Genomic DNA, 18,231 nt, shown 5'->3' with positions numbered 1-18,231 from the left:
GGCCCCGTCTTGCTCAAGATCATCATTATCGTCGGTGCTGTCAGCCTTTACGCGGTGGCCGCAGCAGTGATGTATTTCGCGCAACGCCGGTTCATCTATTTTCCGGAGCCATCCCGAACACCCCCCCAAGCGGTCGGGCTTCCCGATGTCGCCGAGCGCATCATCGCGACACCCGATGGCGAAAAACTCATCGCTTGGTACGGTAAGGCCAAGCCTGGGCAACCCACCCTTCTTTATTTCCACGGCAACGGCGGCGCGCTGGAATTCAGGAGCGCGAGCATCCGCCGTTATCTCAACCGCGGCCGCGGCATTCTCATGATGTCCTATCGTGGCTACAGCGGTTCGACCGGCTCACCGTCGGAAGCGGCGAACGTCGCGGACGCCAAGCTGGCCTACGATGCTCTCGTTCAAGAGGGAGTGCGCCCGGAAGACATCATCCTTTACGGCGAGTCGCTCGGGACGGGCGTCGCCGTTCAGGTCGCGTCCGAAAAGAGGGTGGCCGGGGTAATCCTCGATAGTCCGTTTACATCGATCGTGGAACTGGCAGCGAAGTTCTATCCATGGCTGCCGGTGAGCCTGCTGCTCAAGGATCGCTATGATTCGATGCTCCATATCCGCGACGTGCATGAGCCGGTCTTCGTCGTGCACGGAGAGGCCGACGATATTGTTCCTGTCGGAATGGGCCAGCGTCTTTTTGCGGCCGCCAACGAGCCGAAAGACATCGTGATTATCCCCGGCGCCGGGCACGCCGTGCATGACGACACGACATTTGCGATTATCAACCGCTGGATCGATAAGTTACGCACGGCTCAGGCAGCCGCTGCGGAATGAACGCGGGCGAAATAAAAGGCCCGCGAAAATCGCGAGCCTTTGAAAATCTGACGCGACGATCGAGGTTCCTTAGAACCCGCCGCCGCTGTTGCCACCCGACTGGCCGCCGCGGAAACCACCGCCTGCACCACCTGCGCCGCTACGGCCAGCACCCGGACCGCCCTTGCCACCCGGGCCGCGCGCTGTGGCTGGCTTGCTCGGCAACAGGCCTTCGCGCTGCAGTTTCTTACGAGCCAGCTTGCGGGCGCGGCGCACGGCTTCCGCCTTTTCGCGCGCTCTCTTTTCCGACGGTTTCTCGAAATGTCCGCGAAGCTTCATCTCACGGAAGACGCCCTCGCGCTGCAGCTTTTTCTTGAGCGCCTTCAGAGCCTGATCGACATTGTTGTCACGGACGAGAACCTGCAAGCCGTTGTATCCTCTGTAGAATTATGACGGTGTTGGATGCACAAAAACACCAGCTCCGGGGCCTAGCCGCCGGAGCTCGCGCTGATTTCTTGGCCTCTTCTAGCAAACACGGTGAAGATTGGCAATTGGGCCGCCCGCCTATGCAAAGATTCGGTGAAGGAGGGCAGACGTAGAAATATATGATTGACTAGGAAACTAAATGCATCTAGTTTCCTAGTCAACAAAGGTGAATCGAATGTCATCATCGGCCTCGCGCGTTTCCGATCTGTCGGCGCATCTCGGATTTTGGTTGCGCACCGTTTCAAACCACGTCTCCCACGCTTTCGCGGCGAAGCTCGACGCCAAAGGCGTGACGGTCGCCGAGTGGGTCGTGATGCGGGCGCTCTATGACAAAGCCCCGACGTCACCGAGCCATCTCGCAGATGAGATCGGGATGACGCGCGGCGCAATCACTAAATTGGCAGACCGGCTGATCGCGAAGTCGCTGGTCGTTCGCAACGCGAATCCGGACGATGGCCGGGCGCAGACGCTCGCGTTGACGACACAGGGCAAGAAATTGGTGCCGGAATTGGCGGCGCTCGCCGACCAGAATGATCGCGAGTTTTTCGGCTGCCTATCCGAAGCCGAGCGACACAGTCTCGAACGGATTCTGAAACGCATGGTCGAGCACGGCCGGATAACCGCGGTCCCTATCGACTGACCGCCACTCACCACCTCAACGGAGAATGCTCATGGACAATCACAAGATATCCGTCGCCAAGGCCTGCCTTGAAGGCGCCGAATGCAATACGATGAACTTTCCGCAGATTGTAGGAACTTTGATGGCCGAAGGCTTTGAGGGCTACATCATCGACTTCCGCCGGGGCGCCGCAACTTACTATCTGCCCGACGGCGACAGCGCCGACCTTCCGACGCACAAGATCGATGTTCCCGTCTCTGCGTCGTTCGATCCGGCGCCGATCCAAGCCGCCATCAAGGAAGCGCAGCAGTTGGTACCGGGCTACACTTACGCAGGGTTCTGCAGGAAGGTCGCAGCTGCAGGCTGCGCCGGCTACGTCGTCTCGTTCTCCGGCCGCCGTGCGCTCTATTTCGGCCGGACCGCCGAGACGCACGTCGAACACTTTCCAAGTTGATGCCCCATCCGGGACGCGCCGTTAGTCCGTCAGCAAGCGATTGACGTGGCCCATCTTGCGGCCGGGGCGGATGTCCTTCTTGCCATAGTGGTGGAAGAACGCGCCGGGCTCGGCGGCAATGTCAGGCCACGTGAGAATGTCGTTGCCGATGAGGTTGATCATCTCGGCGCCGGTCGTCTTGAGTTCCGTCGAACCGAGCGGCCAGCCGGCAACGGCGCGAATATGTTGCTCGAATTGCGAAGTCATGGCGCCGTCGATCGTCCAGTGTCCGGAATTGTGCACGCGCGGCGCCATCTCGTTCACGAAGAGGCGGTCACGATCGTTGTCGGGAACGACGAAGAATTCGATCGCGAAAACGCCGATATAATCGAGCCGCTCTGCAATACTGCGCGCCGTCGTAACCGCTTCGTCCGCAACGTCCGGAGCAAGCCGCGCCGGAGCGACGGAGCGGTGCAGGATGTGGTTGCGATGCTCGTTTTCAGTGACGCTGAAGGCGGCAAACGTTCCATCAGCCGCGCGCGCGGCGATAATGGAAACTTCAGCGCGGAAGTTGACGAAGGATTCCAGGATCGACGGCGCGTCACGCATCGCAGCCCACGCGGCTGCCGCATCCTTGCGATCGAGAATTTTTGCCTGACCTTTGCCGTCATAGCCGAAGCGTCGCGTCTTAAGAACCGATGGAACGGCAAAACCGCCGCTAAGCGCCTTTTCGAGCCCGCCAAGATCGTCGACGGCCACGAATTCGGCAGTCATCGCGCCAAGTTCGCGCGCCAGCGTCTTTTCATTGAGCCGGTCCTGCGCGCAGGCAAGCGCTTTCGCGCCGGGGCGAACCGGAATGTGCCGCGACAGAAATTCGACGGTGCCGACCGGAATGTTCTCAAATTCGTAGGTCGCGACATCGACGGCTTTCGCGAATGCCGTGAGCTGCGCTTCATCCTCGTAAGCGGCGATCGTGTGCTCCGCCGCGACCTCGAACGCCGGACTGTCGCTCGCCGGCGCATAAATATGCGATCTGAATCCGAGCCGCGCCGCAGCCATCGCCAGCATGCGGCCGAGCTGTCCGCCGCCAAGGATTCCGATGGTCGAGCCGGGGAGAAGTGCAGTCATTGCGTTCCGTGTCATCCTTGCGTCGGCGTCTCGGCGACTTCCGACGTGTGTCGGCGGCGCCAGTCATCGAGCCGTCCCGCCAGTGCGTTATCCGCCAGCGCTAAAATCTGAGCCGCGAGCAGCCCGGCATTCTTCGCACCCGCTTCGCCGATGGCGAGCGTTCCGACCGGCACGCCGGCCGGCATCTGCACGATCGAATAAAGGCTATCCTGCCCTTTGAGTGCTTTGCTCTCGACCGGCACGCCGAGAACGGGAAGCGTCGTCATGGACGCGGTCATGCCCGGCAGGTGCGCCGCGCCGCCCGCCCCGGCGATAATAACCTTGAGGCCATTCGCCTTCGCGCTCTTTGCGAAAGAGTAAAGCCGTTCCGGTGTCCGGTGCGCCGAGACGATCTTCGTTTCGAAAGCGACACCGAGCTCAGTCAGAATATCGGCAGCGTGCTTCATGGTCGGCCAATCCGACTGGCTGCCCATGATGATGCCGACAAGCGGCTTGGCTTTGCTCATAGGTCCCGGCTCACAATGGTGAGGCTTTCATCCGCGCAGTAGCGATTCCCGCTACTTACGCATCTGAAATAACGAAAACCGTAATTAAGGGAAAGCGCGTCGGTACAGGAGCAACGCCCTGTTTACAAGGCTTTGCTGCGGCAACTTGCCGGATATCAACCGTCGGCAGTCGGTAAGGTGACTTCGCCAGTGCCATTTCCGGCGTTCAAGAGACGCTTAACCGTCTCCAGAGTGTCGGCTTCGGCCGCAGGTTTGTCCCAGCGAATGCGATGAATGCGGGGGAACCGCATCGCGACGCCTGATTTGTGCCGCGTCGAGGAGTGCACCGCGTCGAACGCGACTTCGAACACGATGCCCGGCTCGACGGCGCGGACAGGCCCGAACGTTTCAACCGTATTGTTCCTGATCCAGCGGTCGAGCTCCAAGAGTTCTTCGTCCGTGAAACCGCAATAGGCCTTGCCGACGGGTACCAGTTGGCGCCCTTCTTCCTCGTCGTCTTGCCAGACTCCGAACGTGTAGTCCGAATAGTAGGACGAGCGCTTGCCGGACCCGCGCTGCGCGTACATCAGAACGCAATCGAGTGTCAGTGCCGCGCGCTTCCACTTGAACCATTGGCCCTTGATGCGCCCCGCCTGATAGACACTATCGCGACGCTTCAGCATCAAGCCTTCGATGCCCTCGGCTCGCGATGATGACCAAAGCACGTTGAGGTCCTCGAATGTTTCGAATGCGACGAGCGGCGAAACGTCGGTCAGCCGCGGATGGTGCCTCGCGTGCCAGGTCTCAAGGCGCGCCCGCCGCTCGCTGAACGGCAACGCGCGCAGATCCTCGTGCCCGTCGAACAGAAGGTCGTAGAGCCGGACATGCGGCGGGTATCCTGCCATCATTTTCGCCGTGACCGCTTTGCGATTGAGGCGCTGCTGTAAGTCATTGAAAGGCGCGATCTCGCCATCGCGCATGATCAGGAGTTCGCCGTCGACGACGCAGTCGTGGCCGTGGAAGGCGCTTCGGATTTCAGGGAACGCTGGCGAAATATCGTCGCCCTGGCGCGAGAACATCCGCACGTCGCCACCGCGCGCTGCGATCTGCACGCGGATGCCGTCCCATTTCCATTCGGCGACGAAATCTTCGGGCGCGAGTTTGGGCCAATCTTCCTCCTCGATGGGATGCGCGAGCATCACGGGGCGGAACACGGGCTTCGCGCCGGGATCGGGACGTTCCGCTTTGCCATCGAGCCACGCGAAAAGGTCGAGATAAGGCGGCTCCAGCGCGTGCCAGACTTCCTCGATCTCGGACAGGTCGCGGCGGTAGCTCGCTGCAAGCGCGGTGCGGGCGAGACGCGCCGAAACGCCGACACGCGGCGCTCCGCCAAGAAGTTTCAGGAGTGCCCAACGGCCCGACGCATCAAGTTCGTTCAGAAGCAAACCAAGACGCTCTGTGCGTTCCGCCGTCGTCCCGCTCGACATCTCGTTGATGACATTGCCAAGCGACAGATGCGCGGGCTCCGCACCGGAATTGTGCCCCACATCACCCCACCCGCGACCCCTCCCCGTCGAGGGGAGGGGAGAAGCGGAGCGAGTACCATCCTGCTGTCGAACGTCCCCATCCACAGCATGAAGGAAGGAGCCTCCGCTTAATTCCCCTCCCCCTCGCGGGGAGGGGTTAGGGGTGGGGGTAAGATCAAGCGACAGCTGCACCGGTGCTCCTATTGCCCTCTCACCCCGTGCCTTCCCTGAGGCGGTGCGAGCACCTTGGCGCGGTTGATGATTTTCGTCCGAACGAGATGAGCGGCCACCGCTCAATTCCCCTCCGCCTTGCGGGGAGGGGTCAGGGGTGGGGGTGCCTGTGGGGGTGCCTGTCTGTACCGGCGAAAAGTCCACCGGATGATCCGGCCACAGCAGCGCAACGGTCTCAGCCGTGTCGCCAACGTAATCGCGAGACAATTGATAAAGAACCGGATCGATGAAACGGCCGACGAGATCGCTCAGCATGCGCCGCAACGGCAGGCGAATTGGGACTCCGTCCGTTAGCGCCGCCAGAGCCCATCCCCGATCAGGATCGGGCGCCGACCGGAAATAGTGGCCGAGCAGTGCGATCTTGCGGTTGCGGCTTTGCGTGTAGACGAGGCAATCGAGCAGGCGAGCGAAGGCGCGCATGACTATTCGGCCTCTTCGTCGCGGCCGACCAATGCTAGCGCGCGGGCTTTGAGGCCGAGCGCCGCGAGGTAATGGACAAGTGCATCCTCGCGCCCGTGCGTCACCCAGATTTCTTCCGCGCCGACTTCCGTCACGGTTGCGATCAGTTCCGGCCAATCGACATGATCGGAAACGATCAGCGGTAGCTCGACACCGTGTTGCCGCGCCCGGCCGCGCACACGCATCCAGCCGCTCGCAAACGCATTGACCGGATCGCCGAAGCGTCGCGCCCACCGGTCTCCGAGCGCTGACGGCGGGCACATGACGATGCCGCCGCGTAGCGACTTGGCATCTTCCGTTGTCGCCGGTCGTACGTCTCCGAGATCGACGCCAAGCCTTTGGTAAAGCTCGGTCAGCGCAATGACGGCGCCGTGCAGATAGATCGGATCGGTATAACCCGCATCGCGAATGACGCGGATCATGCGCTGGCATTTGCCGAGATTATAGGCGCCGATCAGATGCGTGCGATCAGGTTCCGCAGCCATCGAGCCCAGGAGCTTCTCGACCTCATGCTCCGCTTTTTCGTGACGGAACACGGGCAGTGCAAACGTCGCCTCGGTGACGAAAACATCGCACGGCACCAGCTCGAACGGCGCGCACGTCGGATCGGCTGCGCGCTTATAATCGCCCGAGATAACGGCGCGCTTGCCCGCCCATTCGATGACCACTTGCGCCGAGCCGAGAATATGTCCTGCAGGCACGAGACGCACGCCGACGCCGTTGATCGAGATCGGCACACCGAGCGCTTGCGCTTCGAAGGCTCCGGCCGAATGCTCGCCGTAGCGGACCTTCATGATATCGATGGTTTCACGTGTCGCGAGCACCGCGCCATGCCCCGAGCGCGCATGGTCGCTATGGCCGTGCGTGATGAGGGCGCGGTCAACCGAGCGGTGCGGGTCGATGTAAAATCCGCCGGGCTCGCAATAAAGACCAGCCTCGCTCGGGTAGAGCCAGGTGTCGACGGGGGGAGAAAGCGAAGTCATACAGTACCAACGCACAAGACCCGCGGTCCGTCCCGCCGGTCTTAGGGATCGAACCGCTTAGGCGATGATATCGGGAAGCAGCTTGTCTTCGATCTGCGTGATGCGGTCTTTGAGGACGAGCTTCTTTTTCTTCAGCCGTTTGACAAGGAGTTGGTCAGCCAAAGGATTATCTTCAAGAGACAGGATCTCGCAGTCGAGCTTTCTGTGCTCGGCCCGCAAGTTTACCAACTCTTCCCTGAGCTCGCGTTCGTCACGCCGCTCCATCGCAAATGCCCTACCCCCGCCCGGCCGCTGGCAGCGTTTTGGGCGATTGCTTTTGATCTGGCAACTGGCAAACGCAAGATGCCAAAGAATGAATCTAATCGCGTGAAATTATTTCACAAATCTCTAACGCGCCCCCCGATGATTGCGGCGCAATGAAGTTCAAATCTGCCGAGTCCGGACTCGCAGGCGTTGGACAACCTGCCTGACGTGTGGCAGGATTCCTACATCTGCAATCTCTTTTGGAGGCAAATGATGGCGATTACGGCTCATCTTGCAGAACTCGCGGAAAAGCACCGGGCCCTTGAAGAACGGATCGATCAAGTGGTCGCACGTCCAGGTTCGGACGACATCGAGATCCGGCGATTGAAGCAAGAGAAGTTGAAACTAAAAGACGAGATGGAACGGTTGAGGCGCGAAACGCGCCACTAGTTCGGCAAAGAAGAGCAACAATTTCAGATTCAGAGCCCTGCCTGCGGAGCTGTTGCAAGCCGCCGCGCGGGGCTTTTATGTTTTTGGTCGCAGGAATTCCATATTGTTTTGCCCCAGAGCGCTTGGCGAAGAATTCTTACCTCCCCCATCTCGGTATCGCCTGAGTCCGTCTTGGCATCGACGCCATACGTTTGAAACCGGGCTTTCACCGACAGTGCTCTTACTTAACCGACAAGTTATTTAATTTGAAGGATAAATACCGATGCCCGTCGACCGCCTCAGCGAGACCTTTGCGGCTCTTGCCGATCCGACTCGGCGCGCGATTCTGGCGCGCCTGGCCCTCGGTGAAACGTCGGTCTCAGAGTTGGCAGAGCCGTTCGATATGAGTCTTCCCGCCGTCTCGAAGCATCTCAAAGTGCTCGAGCGAGCCGGTCTCATCGTGCGCGGACGCGCGGCACAATGGCGGCCGTGCCGTCTCGAACCCACGCCCCTGAAGGACGTCGACGGCTGGATCGAGCAATACCGGAAATTCTGGGAGCAAAGTTTCAATCGGCTCGATGCGTACCTGCGCGAGCTGCAAGCAACGGAGAAGATTCGTGGCCCAAACAAGAGTAAGTGAGCAGCGTACTGAGCAAAGGAAAGCGCCGGCCATTGAGATCGTGCGTGTTTACGATGCGCCGCGCATGCTCGTCTATCAAATGTGGTCGACTCCGGATCACCTCAGCAAATGGTCGGCTCCGAGGGGATATACGATCCCTGCGGCGCGTACCGATTTCCGTGAAGGAGGCAGCTGGTATGCCCGGATGCTCGCTGCCGACGGCGAAGATCATCGCGTGCAGGGCCGTTATATTGAGATCATCGAGGGCAAACGCATCGTGCTGACACACGCGTGGCTCGATGAATCCGGAATGCCCGGCCACGAGACGCTGATCAGCGTCGCCTTCGAGGACGTGGATGAGAAAACGAAGATGACGTTCCTGCAGGAAGACTTCGATTCGACCGTGTCGCGGGACGGAATGGCCGCCGGGTGGAGAGAATGTTTTGATCAACTCGGCGAGCATCTCACGCACATGGCCGGGCCCTCCTGAGGGAAGCACATCTTAACCGCTGTTTTTGACCGGAGCACATCGCGAATCACGACGTCGCGCGCCTCATCATTGCGCCGCGCGAGCTGGTATTCGAAGCCTTCAAGGATCGCCATCACTTCAGCAACTGGCGGGCCGAATGAGTTCACGACCACGAGGAGCACGCCATGACGGAAGCCCGAGAAAAACCGAACATCGAGCCGTTCGTCATCTCACGCACATTCGACGCGCCGCGCGAACTCGTTTTCAAGGCCTTCACCGAAGTCGAGCGCTTGAAGCATTGGTGGGGTCCGAAGGGCTTCAAAGTCATTGCATCCACGATGGATCTACGACCCGGGGGCGAATACCACTATGGCTTTCAGGCTCCCGATGGCAGCGCAATGTGGGGCAAGTTCGTCTATCGCGAAGTCGCAGCGCCTGAACGTATCGTCTTCGTCAATTCGTTTTCCGACGAAAGGGGCGGCATCCGGCGTCATCCGCTAAACCCGGAATGGCCGCTCGAAATGCTGTCGACGTTTCTGTTCGAAGACGCAGGATCGGGCCGCACCAAGGTCACGATCAGCTGGGTGCCGATCAACGAAAGCAATGCAGAGCGCAAGACCTTCGACGAGGGTCGCGGAAGCATGACACAAGGCTGGACCGGCACGCTCGAACACCTCGAGCACTATCTTGCTGGGCTCAAGTCGCACGAGGCGAAAGCTTGAGCATGCCGCGTATTCGTCATCCTCGGCTTTATGCCGAGGATGACACAGTACTGCGATGATCGCGCCTTACTTCGTGCGTCGCGCGAACGAGACGCCGTAGGCGGCGGAGCGCATCGGAAAGATCTTGTCGTTCGCCGGGCCTTCAATGCCGTCGGCGATGTTCGTCGGATCGAAAATCCCGGCATCGCACGTCTTGTCGTCTTCAAAGTCGGTGATCGAGATTGTCCCGAGCGTCACGGATTTGCGCTGATCCTCCGGCCAGAACGCGGTCGGGTCGTCGGCCGGATCGCCCGGTTCTCCAAGGATCGCCGTCAGCGTGAACTCAGCCGGACCTTTCGCAAGCCGCTCCTTGAGTTCCGGACGATAGAAATCAGGGTCCTTCGCCTTTGCTTCATCATCCGACAGGCCGACTTCGCCGCCGACCGGCAGCGCCTTGTACTTGATGACCTGCTTCTTTCCTTCGGCATTTGTGAGCGTGAAGACGTGAACGCCCCAGTAGTTGACGGTCGCATAGCTCGCCGGGACCGGCCGTGCGTTGAGCCATTCGGCTTGCCGCGTCGCGTTCGGGTTGGCTTTGAAGAATGCACCGATTTTGTCTTTGTCCTTCGTCGCGACGGTCGTGAGTAGCGTCAGGAATTGATCCGGGTCCTTGGCGACGAAGACCGGCGCCGAGATCATGACGAGATCGGTCGTGTTGCCGCCGCCGATGTCGAAATGCAGGGCTAGGCCGCGCACATTATCCTTCTGCGCGTTCGAAGCATCGGGCGCTCCGCCGCCCATCGAAAAGCGCCCGATGACGTTGACCGGCGTTTTGGAATTGAAATGCGGGGCTTTGGACAGACTTGCCGCTTCGGCCGTCGGCGTAAAGCTGCCTTTGACGCAGAATCCGTGAGTGTGCGCGGCACGAAGACCATCGTGTTTGCCGAAGATCGCATTCAGAGCATCGACCAGACTTTCTGCATCCGCCTCCGCATGAGCGGACGTCGAGGGCGGAATCGACAAAGCCGCGACCAAAATCGCGGCAGGAACGAGCCGTTTGAAGATCATGGTGCGATCCTTCACGTTGCTGTGGCGATTGTTGCAGATGGACGACGGCGCCGATCCGTTGTCAAAGCGCCTTCGTTCCATAGCCTTCAATTGTTATAATTGAATAGGTCGCACGATCGCAAAGCTACTACGATCTGCATCGCTAAGATGATGGGACGTCTTCCATAGATCGCTCATCGGACGATCGACGTCCGTAGAACTTTGCATCGCAATATCGCCTCTGCACAAAATGGCGTGGCGTCTATACTCAGCCGACTGACGCAATCAATTCTTTGCCTGCAAACGGCTGCTCTTCTTGTCAGTCATGGCATCTCATCTTACCCTTATAGCATAGCGGCTTGTCACACGGTGATTCTGATGACAGAAACCTGTACGCAGCCAATTTCGAAAGCTGAAGTCGATCGCTTCCTGTTCGGCAAGCACATCACCGGTTGCCCGGTTTGCGGGCGCTTTCGCTCGCAATGCGATGTCGACGTCCACACGCTGACCTGCCAGCGCGCCGACCCGAATTCGACAGCGCCGGTCAACGTGCTGATGATCGTCTGCCAGAACTGCGGCGCGATCCAGTTCCACGACCGGAGCGTGATCGCGCATTGGCTTGAATGTCAGAAGCGGGTGTTCGTGAAGTAACAACCCGCCCGGTACCTGCACAGCGCGCGGCGTCTAGAATGGGCGCCGCCCGCGTCACGCATCCTTGGCCATTTCCCGAAGTTTGAACTTTTGAATCTTCCCGGTCGACGTTTTCGGGACTTCGGCAAATACCACATGGCGCGGAACCTTGTAGCGCGCCAGCCCCTGCCGGCACCATTCGAGGATTTCGGCCTCTGTGGCCGATGCGCCCGCGCGAAGCTCGATGAAGGCACACGGCGTCTCGCCCCACTTCTCGTCGGGCTTGGCGACGACCGCGCAGAACGCGACGCTCGGGTGCTTGTAAAGGACCTCCTCGACCTCGATCGACGAGATGTTCTCGCCGCCCGAAATGATGATGTCCTTGGAGCGATCCTTGAGCTGAATGTAGCCGTCGGGATGTAGCACGCCGAGATCGCCGGAATGGAACCAACCCCCGGCAAAGGCCTCCTCGGTCGCTTTCTCGTTCTTGAGGTATCCCTTCATGACGATGTTGCCTCGGAACATGACTTCACCGAGCGTCTCACCGTCGGCCGGAACTTCCGTCATCGTCTCGGGATCCATCACGGTCAGCCCTTCGAGCGCGACGTAGCGAATGCCTTGGCGAATGCGCTTGGCGCTCCGCTCCGGCGCCGAAAGATCATTCCACGACGGATCCCACTCGTTGATCGTCGCGGGACCATAGGTTTCGGTCAGGCCGTAGAGATGCGTCAGCTCGAAGCCGGCGTCGGTCATCGCCGCGATCACGGCGGCAGGCGGCGGCGCGGCAGCATGATTGAAGGCAACGACGTGCGAGATCGGACGCTTCTCGTCCGGCGCTGCGTTGAGCAGCGTGGCCATCACGATCGGCGCGCCCGAAAGATGCGTCACCTTATGGTCGACGATGGCGTCATACATGGCCTTGGCCCGCACCCAGCGAAGGCAAACATGCGTGCCCTGCGCCAGCGTCACCGACCAGGGAAAGCACCAGCCGTTGCAGTGGAACATCGGCAGTGTCCAGAGATACACGGGAAACCGCGTCATTCCGGTCGAGATTGTGTTCGCATAACACATCAGCGCCGCGCCACGGTGGTGATAGACGACGCCTTTCGGGTTGCCCGTCGTGCCCGACGTATAGTTGAGCGAGATCGCTTCCCATTCATCTTCCGGCCAGCGCCAGTCGAAATTGGGGTCGCCGCCCGAAACGAAGGCTTCGTAATCCTCCGCGGAGAGCGCTTCGCCCGTCTGCGGAAATTCCGGATCGTCATAGTCGATGACGATGGGCTGGATTTTCGCGAGCGCCAGCGCCGCCTTCACCGTAGCCGAAAATTCGCGGTCGGTTATGAGCAGCTTCGTGCCCGCATGATCGAGTTGGAACGCGACGACGGCCGCATCGAGTCGCGTGTTGATCGTATGGAGAACGGCACCCGTCATCGCCACGCCGAAGTGCGCTTCGAGCATCGCGGGCGTATTCGCGAGCACAACTGAAATCGTATCGCCCGGACCGATGCCGCGCATCGAAAGCGCGCTCGCGAGCTGACGGCAGCGCTTGTAGAAATCGGCGTACGAGATGCGCGCCTTGCCGTGAATGATCGCGGTGTGATTAGGCGCTGCAATGGCCGTACGGGCCAGGAACGAGAGCGGCGTCAGCTGCTGATAGTTGGCGGAGTTTTTCGCAAGGTTTTGTTCAAAAGGGTTCGACACGTCTGCTGCCCCGAAAATTTGATCCAACGGCCGGTGCTGCCAGCGCGTTTGGACGCGTGCAGGTTCTACATCGATGCGACGCTAACGAATGCATCTTGCTGCAGCAATCCTGGATTCACCCGCCGTGATCGCCGGCACACGGGTTCGTGCCCTTTGGAAGCGGCGGTGGGCTGGCAGACGCTTTCTTTAAGCGGTCTTTGCCGCATTTTCAGGTCCGTGAGATACGATCCGCATCATGCGTCAAAAGTATATGTTGATGTATAAAACATCAGAAGTTAAATCCGGCGCTTAGATGAGGGCTAAGCTCAACTGATCACAGCTGCGCAGATGCGAGCCGCCAGGGCTCTTCTTGGCATCGACCAGCAGACGCTTGCCGAGCGGGCAGGCGTCTCATTGCCGACGATCCAGCGCATGGAAGCGAGTGAAGGCGATGTGCGTGGCGTCGTCGATACGCTGATGAAGGTCGTCGGCGCTTTCGACGCTGCAGGCATCGAACTGATCAGCGAGAGCACGCCGAGCATCGGAAAGGGCCGCGGCGTCCGCTTGAAGGAGCGCGCAGCCGCGAAGACGGCGATACCCTCGCCCGGGCTGGTCCGCAAAAAGCGAGGCTTGCTGCGCACATCAGATTGATCGCCAGGTCACGCCCCAGACCATGCACCGGCCTTCGGTTCCAGCGATCCATCGCATTCGAGAGAACGACTATGGACACCTCCACGATGGTTGGAACGAAGCGCGCTACGCCAAGCTTGGCGGAGCTCTTCGCGCCAAAGGTTTTGACGGTCTTGCGCGAAGGCTACGGGATGGCCGCGTTTCGGGCCGACGCAGTCGCCGGCCTCACGGTAGCGATCGTCGCGTTGCCGCTGTCGATGGCCATTGCGATCGGTTCTGGGCTGTCCCCCGAAAAGGGATTGTTCACGGCCGTCGTCGGCGGGTTCCTGATCTCTGTGCTTGGCGGCAGCCGCTTTCAGATCGGCGGCCCCGCCGGTGCCTTCATCGTCCTGATCGCGTCGATCGTCGAACGCAAAGGCTATGACGGCCTGGTGCTCGCAACGGCCATGGCCGGTCTCATCATGATCGCCGCGGGTTACTTGCGATTCGGAACATACATCAAATACATCCCATTTCCTGTGACGGTGGGGTTCACCGCAGGAATAGCCGTGATCATCTTCGCCAGTCAGGTGAAGGACATGCTGGGTCTCGACATTGCGCACGAGCCTGCAGCCCTGATCCCGAAGGTCGAGGCGATTGCCGCCGGCATCGGCTCGATCCGTCCAGCCACGGTTTTCATATCGATTCTGTCGATCGCCATCATTGTCGGGGTTCGGCGCGTCAGGCCGAATTGGCCAGGCATGCTCATCGCGGTCGGAGTGACGGCCGTCCTGACGGCGCTTTTGCATCTCGATGTCGCGACGATCGGATCGCGGTTCGGCGGCGTGCCGCGCATGCTGCCGGCGCCCCACTTCCCGGACGTGAGCCTCGCGAAGATCCAGGCCGCAATCCCCGATGCCGTCTCGATCGCGCTCCTCGGTGCCATCGAAAGCCTCCTTTCGGCCGTCGTCGCGGACGGCATGACCGGCCGCAAACACCGCTCGAACTGCGAACTCGTCGCCCAAGGCTTCGGAAACTTCACGGCCGTCATGTTCGGCGGCATGTGTGTGACAGGCACGATCGCGCGCACTGCGACCAACATTCGAGCCGGAGCGCACGGACCCGTTTCGGGAATGCTGCACGCCGCGTTCGTTCTGCTATTCATGTTGGTTGCGGCGCCGCTCGCCGTCTACATTCCGCTCGCCGGGCTCGGCGGCGTCCTCGCCATCGTCGCGTGGAATATGGCCGAGAAGCGCGAATTCGCGAGCCTGATGCGGTCGTCCCGTGGCGACGCGGCCGTGCTGCTTGCGACGTTCCTGCTGACGGTCTTCGTGGATTTGACGACCGCCATCGCCGTCGGCGTCACGCTCGGCGCATTTCTCTTTCTGCATCGCATGGCCGAAGCCGTTGAAGTCGAAACCGGCAGCGCGCTTGTCGCCGACGACATGGCGGATAGCGCCGAAGGCGATGAAACAGAGTTACCCCGCATCACCAACGATGGCGTCATGGTCTATCGGATTTCGGGCGCCTTCTTCTTCGGCGCGACGGCGACTGTCGGCGCCGTGCTCGACCGGATTGGGGCACAGCCGAAGACATTCGTGCTCGATTTCTCCGAGGTGCCGCTCGTCGACAGCACCGCCGCCAAATCCCTTGAAGGCTTCGTCAAGAAGCTCAACCGGGCAGGTACAACTGTATACTTTACGTCAACGAGCAAAAACATCCGCCGCGCATTGCTTCGCGCCGGTTTGAGAAAGCCGTTGATCCATTACGTGGCGCGGATCGAGGATGCACTCGCCGCCACTCGCGATGATGAGGCGCTGGTGGGAAGTTAGGTCCGGCACTTTTACTCGCCGTCCTTCTCCTTCTTCTCCTCCTTGCTTTCGTCCTCGTCGGCCTCTTCCGCCTTCGGAGAGGTCATGCCCTTGAGCTTTGCAAAGACGCGCGCCTGCTCCTGTTCCGGGGTTTCTTCCGGAGCTTCCTCAGCAACCTTCGGCGCCAGGATTTCGGCGGTCGCGGAGGGCGCCGTCGTCTCGGAAGCGGGCAGCAGCGTGCCGGCCTTTTCGTGATCCTTGTCGCCGTCCTTGCGCTCGCGCTCGGCGCGTTTTGCAGCCTTCTTCACCTCGGCATCGAGGTCGATCTGTGAGCAGAGGCCGAGCGTCACCGGGTCCTGCGGCGTCAGTTGCGCCGAGTTCCAGTGCGTGCGGTCGCGGATCTGCGCGATGGTTGGCTTGGTCGTGCCGACGAGGCGCATGATCTGGCTGTCTTTGAGTTCCGGATGGTTGCGCAGCAGCCAGAGCACGGCGTTTGGCCGGTCGTGACGACGCGAGACGGGCGTATAACGGGGGCCTTTGCGCGTCTGCGGCAGCGGCGGCAACTGGACCTTGCTTTCCGCAAGTTGCAGCTTGTGGGACGAATCCTTCTCCGCCCGCGCAATCTCTTCGCGCGTCAACTGGCCGTTCGTGACCGGATCCATGCCCTTGATGCCTTGGGCGACCTCGCCATCGGCGATGCCTTTGACTTCGAGAGGATGCAAGCCGCAGAATTCAGCGATTTGATCGAATGACAGCGCCGTATTTTCCACCAGCCAAACGGCGGTGGCTTTCGGCATAAGGGGGCGGCGGTCGCTCATGGATAATCCTCTTTCGGTCTTCCGCGGGCATCCGCGAAAGCCACTGCAAAGGTAAAATGAAGGGAATGGCCGCTTATAGCGCTTTCGCGCCACGGGACGCAAGGCTCGAATGGCCGCCGGCATGCAAGAACGCCGCAGCCGGAAGGGCCGTCGCATGGTTGCAGCCAGCGTTTATGAGGCGTTAGTGTCACGCCGGCGAGTTCGGGGTAACCCGGGCTTGGTAAATGCAACGAGGGTAATTGGATGCTCGCGACAGCCGGTCGAACCAAATATTTCGAGGACTTAGAGGTCGGCCAGGAAGCCTCGATGTCGCGCATCGTCAGCGAAGCGGACATTGTTGCCTATGCGGCACTATCGGGGGACTACAACCCGGTGCACCTCGATGCCGAATACGCGGCCAAGACGATATTCAAGGAGCGTATCGCTCACGGCATTCTGTCGGCGGGCTATATCTCGGCCCTCTTCGGGATGAAGCTGCCGGGCCCCGGCGCGATCTACGTGTCGCAATCCCTGTTCTTCAAAGGGCCGGTCAAGATCGACGATCGCGTCGAGTCGCTCGTTCGCATCGTCGAGCTTATTCCCGATAAGAAGCGGGCGCGGTTCGATTGTGTCTGTACGGTTGCGGGCAAACCCGTGCTGACCGGCGAAGCCGTTCTGATGGTTCCCTCCCGGCCGAAGTAAGGGCAGGATAGGCGCGGAAAATTCTTCAAGCAGCCTTGAGATTGAAGGAACGCGCGGTGCATGCACGTCATCCATGGCCATAAGCATGTGCTGCAGGAGCATCGCGGTGCATCCGTCGCGATCGGCAACTTCGACGGCGTTCATCGCGGCCATCGCGCGCTGATCCGGGAAGCCAAGACTGAGGCGCGGGCCAAGCGCGTTCCATCGGCAGTGATGGTCTTTGAACCTCATCCGCGCGAGTTCTTTCACCCGAATGAAGTGCAGTTCCGGCTGACGACTCTGAAGCGCAAGCTTGCGATTTTCGAGAAGCTCGGCCTCGATCTGGTCTTCGTCGAGCCGTTCGATGCCGAGCTGGCAGCCCTCACCGCCGAAGCCTTCATCGAGCGCGTCCTGGTCGCGGGGCTCGGCGCGTCCCACGTCGTCATCGGCTACGACTTCTATTTCGGCCACAAGCGCGGCGGCAATCCGGAGCTGATGGTGCGCGCAGGCGAGGAGCTTGGCTTCGGCGTCACGGTCATGCCGCCCATGGCAGAGGACGGCGAGGTCTTTTCATCTACCGCCGTTCGTTTGCGTCTGGCGCAAGGCGACGTCAAAAGCGTGACGCGCATGCTTGGCGAGCCGTGGCGCGTCTCGGGCCGCATCATCGGTGGCGCCAAACGCGGAACCAGCATGGGCTTTCCGACCGCCAACCTTCCGATGCCCAAAGGCACGACCCTCGGCCATGGCATCTATGCGGTGCGGGCGCGTCTCGACGGCGTCGCCCACGATGCGGCGGCCTACCTCGGCACGCGCCCGACCTTCGACGACGGCCAGCCGGTGCTCGAGGTCTTCCTGTTTGACTTCAACGGCGACATTTACGGACGCGAGATCGAAATTGAGTTCGTCGACTTCATCCGCGGCGATCGGCGGTTTCGTTCGGTCGAAGAGCTGGTCGCACAGATGGAGGCCGATATCGCGCAGGCGAAAGCGGTATTGTCCGACTGACGACGCCCTGGAGTCGCCTGCGTTTTGTGTCAGGCTTGGTTGCGCTCGCGCTTTGCGGCCTTCGCGGCACGCTTGGCTGCGTTCTTCGCCTTGCGCTGCCTGGCCTGGATCTGGCGGCGCCGGGAATCGGTCATCTGCATGGTGTTCTCCGTTGTTTCGCCCCGCCTCTAGCACAAAAGGTTGTGCAATAAAGATGAAAAAACCCGCAGCCATCGCCTGCGCTCGTTTGTCGGCGTGGGACCGCACTCGTAAGCGCCGCCCGAGCCGTCTTGGAAACGGGCTCCCCATGCCGCTTTGCTAAGGCGCGGCGCAGTTGCTAGAACGCCCGCTGATTTGAGCACGAAAGATCA

General features: G+C 60.7%; 21 protein-coding genes. 12 read left to right on the top strand and 9 right to left on the bottom strand.

Annotated features, from left to right (window positions below):
- Nucleotides 1–9 precede the first annotated feature (9 nt).
- The gene (locus HYPDE_RS13440; RefSeq protein WP_015599035.1) at nucleotides 10–831 is read left to right on the top strand and encodes an alpha/beta hydrolase; all 822 of its coding nucleotides are present in this window, start codon (nucleotides 10–12) and stop codon (nucleotides 829–831) included.
- Nucleotides 832–900: 69 nt separating this feature from the next.
- Here the strand turns inward: HYPDE_RS13440 and rpsU are convergent, their stop codons facing one another.
- On the bottom strand, nucleotides 901–1,236 hold the full coding sequence (rpsU, locus tag HYPDE_RS13435; protein WP_015599034.1) for a 30S ribosomal protein S21: 336 nt from the start codon (nucleotides 1,234–1,236) through the stop codon (nucleotides 901–903).
- A gap of 235 nt (nucleotides 1,237–1,471) precedes the next feature.
- Between rpsU and HYPDE_RS13430 the strand changes: the two genes are divergently transcribed.
- On the top strand, nucleotides 1,472–1,936 hold the full coding sequence (locus HYPDE_RS13430) for a MarR family winged helix-turn-helix transcriptional regulator (protein ID WP_015599033.1): 465 nt from the start codon (nucleotides 1,472–1,474) through the stop codon (nucleotides 1,934–1,936).
- Nucleotides 1,937–1,967: 31 nt separating this feature from the next.
- Nucleotides 1,968–2,369 carry a DUF1398 domain-containing protein gene (locus HYPDE_RS13425; protein WP_015599032.1) on the top strand — a complete coding sequence of 134 codons (402 nt, stop codon included), beginning with the start codon at nucleotides 1,968–1,970 and terminating at the stop codon, nucleotides 2,367–2,369.
- Nucleotides 2,370–2,390: 21 nt separating this feature from the next.
- On the opposite strand, the gene HYPDE_RS13420 is transcribed toward HYPDE_RS13425, so the two are convergent.
- The 5 genes from HYPDE_RS13420 to HYPDE_RS13400 form a co-directional block, all read right to left on the bottom strand.
- Complete coding sequence (locus HYPDE_RS13420) at nucleotides 2,391–3,476, bottom strand: 5-(carboxyamino)imidazole ribonucleotide synthase (RefSeq protein WP_041320496.1); 1,086 nt, start codon at nucleotides 3,474–3,476, stop codon at nucleotides 2,391–2,393.
- 11 nt (nucleotides 3,477–3,487) lie between these two features.
- Entirely contained in the window at nucleotides 3,488–3,982 is a 495-nt protein-coding gene (gene purE / locus HYPDE_RS13415; RefSeq protein ID WP_015599030.1) for a 5-(carboxyamino)imidazole ribonucleotide mutase, read from the bottom strand.
- Nucleotides 3,983–4,137: 155 nt separating this feature from the next.
- A complete protein-coding gene (locus HYPDE_RS13410) occupies nucleotides 4,138–6,138 on the bottom strand; it encodes a cisplatin damage response ATP-dependent DNA ligase (RefSeq protein WP_015599029.1) in 2,001 nt (666 codons plus the stop codon).
- A gap of 2 nt (nucleotides 6,139–6,140) precedes the next feature.
- Nucleotides 6,141–7,160, bottom strand: a complete 1,020-nt coding sequence (locus tag HYPDE_RS13405; protein ID WP_015599028.1) for a ligase-associated DNA damage response exonuclease — start codon at nucleotides 7,158–7,160, stop codon at nucleotides 6,141–6,143.
- Between the two features lie 57 nt (nucleotides 7,161–7,217).
- Entirely contained in the window at nucleotides 7,218–7,424 is a 207-nt protein-coding gene (locus HYPDE_RS13400) for a DUF465 domain-containing protein (RefSeq protein ID WP_015599027.1), read from the bottom strand.
- Between the two features lie 252 nt (nucleotides 7,425–7,676).
- Here HYPDE_RS13400 and HYPDE_RS13395 point away from each other — a divergent pair, with 252 nt between their 5' ends.
- The 4 genes from HYPDE_RS13395 (at nucleotide 7,677) to HYPDE_RS13380 (ending at nucleotide 9,642) form a co-directional block, all read left to right on the top strand.
- Nucleotides 7,677–7,853, top strand: a complete 177-nt coding sequence (locus tag HYPDE_RS13395) for a DUF465 domain-containing protein (RefSeq protein WP_081625164.1) — start codon at nucleotides 7,677–7,679, stop codon at nucleotides 7,851–7,853.
- Between the two features lie 262 nt (nucleotides 7,854–8,115).
- Complete coding sequence (locus HYPDE_RS13390; protein WP_015599025.1) at nucleotides 8,116–8,472, top strand: ArsR/SmtB family transcription factor; 357 nt, start codon at nucleotides 8,116–8,118, stop codon at nucleotides 8,470–8,472.
- Nucleotides 8,450–8,941, top strand: a complete 492-nt coding sequence (locus HYPDE_RS13385) for an SRPBCC family protein (protein WP_144061270.1) — start codon at nucleotides 8,450–8,452, stop codon at nucleotides 8,939–8,941. Before HYPDE_RS13390 ends, HYPDE_RS13385 begins: the two co-directional genes overlap by 23 nt.
- A 164-nt stretch (nucleotides 8,942–9,105) precedes the next feature.
- Nucleotides 9,106–9,642, top strand: coding sequence for an SRPBCC family protein (locus tag HYPDE_RS13380; RefSeq protein WP_015599022.1), 537 nt, complete (start codon nucleotides 9,106–9,108; stop codon nucleotides 9,640–9,642).
- A gap of 66 nt (nucleotides 9,643–9,708) precedes the next feature.
- On the opposite strand, the gene HYPDE_RS13375 is transcribed toward HYPDE_RS13380, so the two are convergent.
- Nucleotides 9,709–10,689: a catalase family peroxidase gene (locus HYPDE_RS13375; RefSeq protein WP_041321310.1), complete on the bottom strand. Its 981-nt coding sequence runs from the start codon at nucleotides 10,687–10,689 to the stop codon at nucleotides 9,709–9,711.
- Nucleotides 10,690–11,046: 357 nt separating this feature from the next.
- On the opposite strand from HYPDE_RS13375, the gene HYPDE_RS13370 reads away from it, so the two are divergent.
- Nucleotides 11,047–11,319 (top strand): hypothetical protein, encoded by a 273-nt coding sequence (locus HYPDE_RS13370; RefSeq protein WP_041321308.1) that lies wholly within the window; start codon nucleotides 11,047–11,049, stop codon nucleotides 11,317–11,319.
- A 54-nt stretch (nucleotides 11,320–11,373) separates the two neighbouring features.
- On the opposite strand, the gene HYPDE_RS13365 is transcribed toward HYPDE_RS13370, so the two are convergent.
- Nucleotides 11,374–12,999 carry an acyl-CoA synthetase gene (locus tag HYPDE_RS13365; protein WP_041320493.1) on the bottom strand — a complete coding sequence of 542 codons (1,626 nt, stop codon included), beginning with the start codon at nucleotides 12,997–12,999 and terminating at the stop codon, nucleotides 11,374–11,376.
- Between the two features lie 309 nt (nucleotides 13,000–13,308).
- On the opposite strand from HYPDE_RS13365, the gene HYPDE_RS13360 reads away from it, so the two are divergent.
- Nucleotides 13,309–13,629, top strand: a complete 321-nt coding sequence (locus HYPDE_RS13360; protein WP_041320492.1) for a helix-turn-helix domain-containing protein — start codon at nucleotides 13,309–13,311, stop codon at nucleotides 13,627–13,629.
- Between the two features lie 71 nt (nucleotides 13,630–13,700).
- The gene (locus tag HYPDE_RS13355; RefSeq protein ID WP_015599017.1) at nucleotides 13,701–15,419 is read left to right on the top strand and encodes a SulP family inorganic anion transporter; all 1,719 of its coding nucleotides are present in this window, start codon (nucleotides 13,701–13,703) and stop codon (nucleotides 15,417–15,419) included.
- A gap of 11 nt (nucleotides 15,420–15,430) precedes the next feature.
- Here HYPDE_RS13355 and HYPDE_RS13350 read toward each other — a convergent pair whose 3' ends face one another.
- On the bottom strand, nucleotides 15,431–16,216 hold the full coding sequence (locus HYPDE_RS13350) for a DUF1013 domain-containing protein (RefSeq protein WP_015599016.1): 786 nt from the start codon (nucleotides 16,214–16,216) through the stop codon (nucleotides 15,431–15,433).
- A gap of 243 nt (nucleotides 16,217–16,459) precedes the next feature.
- Between HYPDE_RS13350 and HYPDE_RS13345 the strand changes: the two genes are divergently transcribed.
- Together HYPDE_RS13345 and HYPDE_RS13340 are read left to right on the top strand one after the other, a co-directional pair.
- The gene (locus HYPDE_RS13345) at nucleotides 16,460–16,897 is read left to right on the top strand and encodes a MaoC family dehydratase (protein WP_015599015.1); all 438 of its coding nucleotides are present in this window, start codon (nucleotides 16,460–16,462) and stop codon (nucleotides 16,895–16,897) included.
- 60 nt (nucleotides 16,898–16,957) lie between these two features.
- Nucleotides 16,958–17,881 (top strand): bifunctional riboflavin kinase/FAD synthetase, encoded by a 924-nt coding sequence (locus HYPDE_RS13340; RefSeq protein ID WP_015599014.1) that lies wholly within the window; start codon nucleotides 16,958–16,960, stop codon nucleotides 17,879–17,881.
- The last annotated feature ends 350 nt before the right edge of the window (nucleotides 17,882–18,231 follow it).

This window comes from Hyphomicrobium denitrificans 1NES1 (assembly GCF_000230975.2).
Classification (GTDB): domain Bacteria; phylum Pseudomonadota; class Alphaproteobacteria; order Rhizobiales; family Hyphomicrobiaceae; genus Hyphomicrobium_B; species Hyphomicrobium_B denitrificans_A.
Note: the sequence above shows the minus strand (reverse complement) of the source record. Positions and strands in the feature narration are given on the sequence as shown.